Source organism: Vibrio sp. V03_P4A6T147, from assembly GCF_002241085.1.
Taxonomy (GTDB): Bacteria; Pseudomonadota; Gammaproteobacteria; order Enterobacterales; family Vibrionaceae; genus Vibrio; species Vibrio anguillarum.
In genome coordinates, this window is sequence record NZ_NDIO01000059.1 from 1 (window position 1) to 6,740 (window position 6,740).

General features: G+C 45.4%; 5 protein-coding genes. 3 read left to right on the top strand and 2 right to left on the bottom strand.

Annotated features, from left to right (window positions below):
* Nucleotides 1-131 precede the first annotated feature (131 nt).
* Nucleotides 132-965, top strand: a complete 834-nt coding sequence (gene purU / locus B9J84_RS02070) for a formyltetrahydrofolate deformylase (RefSeq protein ID WP_010317194.1) — start codon at nt 132-134, stop codon at nt 963-965.
* 125 nt (nt 966-1,090) lie between these two features.
* Here purU and B9J84_RS02075 read toward each other — a convergent pair whose 3' ends face one another.
* Complete coding sequence (locus tag B9J84_RS02075) at nt 1,091-3,094, bottom strand: NADPH-dependent 2,4-dienoyl-CoA reductase (protein WP_094123426.1); 2,004 nt, start codon at nt 3,092-3,094, stop codon at nt 1,091-1,093.
* A gap of 212 nt (nt 3,095-3,306) precedes the next feature.
* Here B9J84_RS02075 and sppA point away from each other — a divergent pair, with 212 nt between their 5' ends.
* Both sppA and ansA read left to right on the top strand, forming a co-directional pair.
* Nucleotides 3,307-5,157 carry a signal peptide peptidase SppA gene (sppA, locus tag B9J84_RS02080; protein WP_094123427.1) on the top strand — a complete coding sequence of 617 codons (1,851 nt, stop codon included), beginning with the start codon at nt 3,307-3,309 and terminating at the stop codon, nt 5,155-5,157.
* 120 nt (nt 5,158-5,277) lie between these two features.
* Nucleotides 5,278-6,291, top strand: coding sequence for an asparaginase (gene ansA / locus B9J84_RS02085; RefSeq protein WP_017044568.1), 1,014 nt, complete (start codon nt 5,278-5,280; stop codon nt 6,289-6,291).
* 92 nt (nt 6,292-6,383) lie between these two features.
* Here ansA and B9J84_RS02090 read toward each other — a convergent pair whose 3' ends face one another.
* On the bottom strand, nt 6,384-6,668 hold the full coding sequence (locus tag B9J84_RS02090; protein ID WP_013857226.1) for a YeaC family protein: 285 nt from the start codon (nt 6,666-6,668) through the stop codon (nt 6,384-6,386).
* Nucleotides 6,669-6,740 lie beyond the last annotated feature (72 nt).

Genomic DNA, 6,740 nt, shown 5'->3' on the forward strand with positions numbered 1-6,740 from the left:
ACCCGTTTATATATTGAAACCAACTTAATAATAGATTAATTATAGCCCTTATATTGCGGGGCGCCTCACCGTTCACACGCTCACGAATTAGTTTTTAGAACGAAAAAAATCATGCACGGAAGTAATTAATAATGGAAAGAAAAACACTGCTCACTCATTGTAGTGATGCGCCCGGACTTATCTCTAAAATCACGAACATTTGTTATAAACATCAACTCAATATTATTCATAATAATGAGTATGTTGATAACATCAGTGGTCACTTTTTTATGCGTACTGAATTGGAAGGCTACTTTAACGACACCACCCTTTTAGCCGACCTTGACCAAGCCTTGCCTGCACACGCAAAACGTAAACTGATTGATTCTTCGCGCAAACGCATCGTTATTTTGGTGACTAAAGAAGCACATTGCTTGGGCGATATTTTGATTAAGAATTATGATGGCAGCTTGGATGTCGATATTGCTGCAGTGATTGGCAATTACGATACGCTGCAAAATCTGACCGAAAAGTTTGATATCCCGTATCACCATGTTTCTCATGAAGGGCTAAACCGCGAGGAACATGAGCAGAAATTGTTAGAAGTGCTGGACCAATATCACGCCGACTATTTGGTCCTCGCCAAATACATGCGGGTACTCACTCCTGGTTTTGTCGATAAGTACCATCACAAAATTATTAATATTCACCACAGCTTTTTACCGGCATTCATTGGTGCAAAACCTTACCAGCAAGCATACGAGCGCGGTGTAAAAATCATTGGTGCGACGGCGCACTTTGTCACTAATGATTTAGATGAAGGCCCGATTATTAAGCAAGATGTAATCCCGGTTGATCACACATTCAGCGCGCAAAACATGGCGCAAGCTGGACGGGATGTTGAGAAAAATGTGCTGAGTAAAGCCTTGAACAAAGTTATCAACGATCACGTTTTTGTTTATGGCAACAAAACGGTCATTTTATAGCAAAGCGAAGACTGTTCTTCACGAACATAGGAAAGACAAAAGGCGCGATTTGCGCCTTTTGTTGTTTTACGATTGCTGGCTGATCACTCCAAGTGATAGCACCACCGGCTAGCTTGGACCATAGATTATAACTTGATCGCCAGCTCGACCCCTTGACGAATCGCACGCACAGCATCAAGCTCACCAGCATAATCGGCACCACCAATCACATGCATCTTCTCACCCAATGATGCCCATTTATCTTCAAAAGGACGTACCGATTCTTGCCCAGCACAAATCACAATTTTGTCGGCGTCTAACAGCAAAGGATTACCGTCAAGCGTGATATGTAAACCGTCAGCGGCAATTTTTTCATAACCGACACCACCCAGTAGATTCACTCCACGCTTTTCTAAGGTGCGTTTATGGATCCAACCTGTGGTCTTACCGGGGCCTTTACCTACACGCCCTTTTCTACGCTGCAATAGCCACACCGTTTTCTCACTCATACAATCGGGAAATGGGTACAAACCTCCGGGATAAGCAATCTCTTTATCGATGCCCCAATCATGCAGCCAATCATCAAGCGTATGCTCTGTCGGCTCAGTCAACATAGTGGCGACGTCGACACCAATTCCGCCAGCACCAACAATCGCGACCTTTTCGCCAACGGGTGTTTTTTCACGGATCAGCGTTTGGTAATCCACCACCTTTTCTAGGTTATCAATACCATCAATTTTTACTTTTCTCGGCTCGACACCCGACGCCATCACTACTTCATCGTACGGTTCGAGCATCTCAAAATTGACGTCAGTATCTAAATGCAGATGCACACCGGTTTGATCAATGCGATTTGCAAAGTAGCGAATGGTTTCTCGAAACTCTTCTTTGCCGGGAATTTGCATCGCCAAACGGAACTGGCCACCAATGCGATCATTTTTTTCAAACAGATCAACATGATGCCCACGCTCAGCCAAGGTAGTCGCGCAAGCAAGCCCCGCCGGACCTGCGCCAATCACCGCCATTTTTTTCGGCTGAGCCGCAGGGCGAATAACCATTTCCGTTTCATAGCAGGCCCGCGGGTTAACGAGGCAACTGGCCCGTTTGCCTTTAAATACGTTATCTAAACAGGCTTGGTTACAGCCGATACACGTATTGATCAGCGCGGCTTTTCCTTGCTCGGCTTTGGCAACAAATTCTGGATCGGCAAGAAACGGACGCGCCATCGACACCATATCCGCTTGACCCGTTGCTAATATTTTTTCTGCTTCTTCTGGAGTGTTGATGCGATTACAGGTCACGACGGGCACAGAGAGATGTGGGCGGATTTTTTCCGTTACCCAAGTAAAAGCAGCACGTGGTACTTGAGTCGCTATCGTTGGAACACGCGCTTCATGCCAACCGATGCCTGTATTGATAATGGTCACGCCAGCTTGTTCAAGTGCCTTAGCGAGCATTAAAACCTCTTCAAAAGTGCTGCCCTCTTCGACTAAATCCAGCATTGAAAGACGGAAAATGATGATGAACTCTTTACCAACCACTGCGCGAATCGCTTTCACTATCTCAATGGGTAAACGGATACGATTTTCGTAACTACCGCCCCAATCGTCGTAACGCATGTTGGTACGTTTACAGATAAATTGGTTGATCAAATACCCTTCCGAGCCCATCACTTCCACACCATCGTATCCTGCAAGGTGAGCTAATTCAGCACTACTGGCAAAGGCATCAATGGTTTTTTTTATCTGACGAGCACTCATTTCACTCGGTGCAAAACGCGCAATAGGTGCTTTAATCGCCGAAGCACTTTGGGCAAAAGGGTGCATTGCGTATCGGCCTGCGTGCAGCAATTGCAAGGCGATTTTTCCACCTTGGCGATGCACTGCCTCGGTCACCACTTGGTGTGCACGCGCATGTTTTACCTTGCTAAATTCGGCACTGAAGGGGTGAAGTCGACCGCGCAGATTAGGCGAAAACCCACCCGTCACAATCAGCCCAACCCCACCTTTTGCACGCTCTTCATAAAAAGCGGCCAACTTATGGAGCCCTTCCTTGTGCTCTTCTAATCCCGTGTGCATTGATCCCATCAAGACACGGTTGCGTAACTGAGTAAATCCTAAATCCAAAGGCTCTAACAGATGTGGGTACATGGCGACTTCACTTTTATAATTATGCGTTATGGTCTGACCAGAATATTATTGCCCACAAAAAAAATCAAACAAGTGTTTACATTTTTGTAACACCGATCAATCTTGCGGTTGTTTGGGTATACTAGATCACGTAGGATGTAAGCCATTAATATCTCAAGGTTAATCCCTTGATTCATTTAAACACGCTTGCGAATAGCCGCAGTGGAGAAACAATGAAATCACTATTTCGATTTATCGGTTTGATATTTAAAGGTTTTTGGAAAATCATCACCTTTATTCGTTTAGCCCTAACCAACCTGTTCTTTTTGCTCAGTATTGCACTGATTTATTTCTTGTATGTGCATACCGATTCTCCCCTGCCTACCATAGAAAAAGAGTCCGCATTAGTGATGAACTTATCGGGACCGATTGTTGAACAGAGTTCCTACATCAATCCGATGGATTCAATGACTGGTTCATTTTTTGGCAAAGACTTACCCAAAGAAAATGTATTATTTGATGTGGTAGAAACCATTCGCCATGCGAAAGACGATGCGAAAATCACAGGCATTGTGCTCGCTCTCGGAGAAATGCCTGAACCCAACCTCACTAAGCTACGTTACATTGCTAAAGCGCTGAACGAATTTAAAGCCACGGGCAAACCCATCTACGCGGTGGGAGATTTCTATAATCAAAGCCAATATTACTTGGCAAGCTACGCCGATAAAGTCTATTTGGCACCGGATGGCGCAGTGATGCTAAAAGGCTACAGTGCCTATTCAATGTACTACAAAACTTTGCTAGAAAAGCTGGATGTTAATACGCACGTTTTCCGTGTCGGGACTTATAAATCAGCCATTGAGCCATTTATTCGTGACGATATGTCCGACGCGGCGAAAGAGTCCGCCTCTCGCTGGTTAACGCAGTTGTGGGGAGCGTACGTTGATGACGTAGCGACCAACCGTAAGATTGATGGGAAAACGTTAAACCCATCAATGGATGAATTTCTGACGCAATTAAAAGCGACTGAGGGTGATCTCGCTGCTTTATCATTAAAATTAGGGTTAGTGGATGAATTGGCCACTCGCCAACAAATGCGCCTATCGCTCGCCGAAACATTTGGCAGCAATGGAGAAGATAGCTACAACGCCGTAGGTTACTACGAATATCAAGCCACCATTAGGCCACAGTTTAACGCTGATATGGACGATGTAGCCGTAATCGTGGCTAGTGGTACCATCATGGATGGAGATCACCCACGAGGCACAGTCGGTGGTGATACCACCGCCGCATTACTTCGCCAAGCGCGTAACGATGATAAAGTCAAAGCCGTCGTATTGCGTGTGGACAGCCCAGGAGGCAGCGCCTTTGCCTCCGAAGTTATTCGTAATGAAATTCAAGCGTTAAAAGACGCAGGCAAACCGGTTGTCGTCTCAATGTCGAGCCTTGCAGCGTCTGGCGGTTATTGGATTTCAATGAGTGCGGATAAAATTATCGCGCAGCCAACCACGTTAACCGGTTCGATTGGTATTTTTAGTGTCATCACCACATTCGAAAAAGGACTCAATAAATTGGGGGTTTATACCGATGGCGTAGGAACCTCACCTTTTTCTGGTGTCGGTGTCACCACAGGGCTAACAAAAGGCGTGGCCGACGCACTGCAACTGGGCATTAACCATGGTTACCAGCGTTTCATCAGTTTGGTGGGAGAGAACCGTGGCCTTTCACTGGCACAAGTTGATCAGGTCGCGCAAGGCCGCGTATGGACAGGACAAGATGCGATGGATCATGGTTTAGTCGATCAAATGGGTGACTTTGATGATGCCATTAAGCTCGCTGCAAAGCTGGCAAAATTAGAGACCTACAATATTTATTGGGTAGAAGAACCCCTTTCACCCGCTGAGCAATTCTTGCAAGACATCATGAATCAAGTGCAAGTTCGCTTCGGTTTTGATGTATCAACGCTAGTGCCTGCATCGCTGCAACCTGTAGCCAAACAATGGGTGCAAGATGCCAGCTTACTCAACCATTTTAATGATCCGAAAGGGCAATATGCGTTCTGCCTAAACTGCCAAGTTCAGTAGCAATATCAATCTGTAATGACTAAAAACCATTGGGGTGCTTTGTGTTGAGCGCCCCTTTTTATATTAAGTGAATACGCTATAATCCCCCGCTCTGTTCCCCTACACGAGTGATTTCTAGCTATGGCAAGAAAACATATCTACATCGCCTACACTGGCGGTACTATCGGCATGCTAAAATCCGACCATGGTTATGTCCCTATTGCGGGCTTCATGGAAAAACAACTCGCAAGTATGCCTGAATTTCAGCGCCCTGAAATGCCTGAGTTCACCATTCATGAATATGACCCTCTGATTGACTCCTCAGACATGACGCCTGAAGATTGGCAACAAATCGCCAACGATATTCGAGATAATTATGATAAATACGATGGCTTTGTGATTTTACATGGTACGGATACCATGGCTTACACGGCATCGGCACTCTCTTTCATGTTGGAAAACTTGGGTAAACCCGTCATTGTGACAGGCTCACAAATTCCGTTGGCCGAATTGCGCTCTGACGGACAAGCGAATTTACTTAATGCATTGCACATCGCCGCTAATTACCCCATTAATGAAGTGACGTTATTCTTCAATAATCAGTTGATGCGGGGTAACCGCAGTGTCAAATCACACGCCGATGGTTTTAATGCGTTTACCTCGCCGAACCTTCCTCCGCTGTTAGAAGCTGGGATCAATATTCAAATCAGCAGTAACGTTAAAGTTGGCGAACAGCCGCAAGGAGCCTTCCGAGTCCATAACATTACACCACAACCGATCGGTGTGATTACCATGTACCCTGGCATCTCTCACGAAGTGATCCGCAACACCTTATTACAGCCAGTCAACGCGATGATTTTGCTGACTTTTGGTGTGGGCAATGCACCTCAAAATGCGCAACTATTAGCGCATTTAAAAGAAGCCTCAGAACGTGGCGTGATCGTCATGAACTTAACTCAGTGCTTAGCAGGTAAAGTCAACATGGGCGGTTACGCGACAGGCTGTGCCCTTGCAGAAGCAGGCGTGATCAGCGGCTACGACATGACACCCGAAGCCGCTTTAGCCAAGCTTCACTATTTACTGAGCCAGAATCTTTCTTATGAAGAAGTGAAGCAGAAAATGCAGGAAGTATTACGTGGTGAAATGAGCTTATAGCTTTAAGCACCCACAATATATTTTCCCCTCATTAACAAAATCCCCAACTCAATGAATTGGGGATTTTTGTATTCTGTACAAGTCAAATAGACTCATTCGTGGTTTGGATTGACTCGAACAATATCGTCTTGTCCGTTTTGAAAGCGCTTTTTCAGCTCATTTTTTGACTTAAAACTGATTTCTCCACCAGCGGCAACTGTCATATGGTCCGCTTCTACATTATGCTTAGATTGATACAACATCACAGCTTGCATGCATGAATCTCGCTGTGTTTGTGAAAGTGGTGTACCTTCAGGCCACTTACCCGTTTCAACAGCGTGCATTAATCGCTTGTAAGCTTCGGGGGTGATGGCGTTAATGAGTTGATCGGCATCCATGGTCTATCCTTAATTAACGAATTCGTCACAAACATAACTTGCCATGATATTGAGTCAAGACAAGCCCAATAA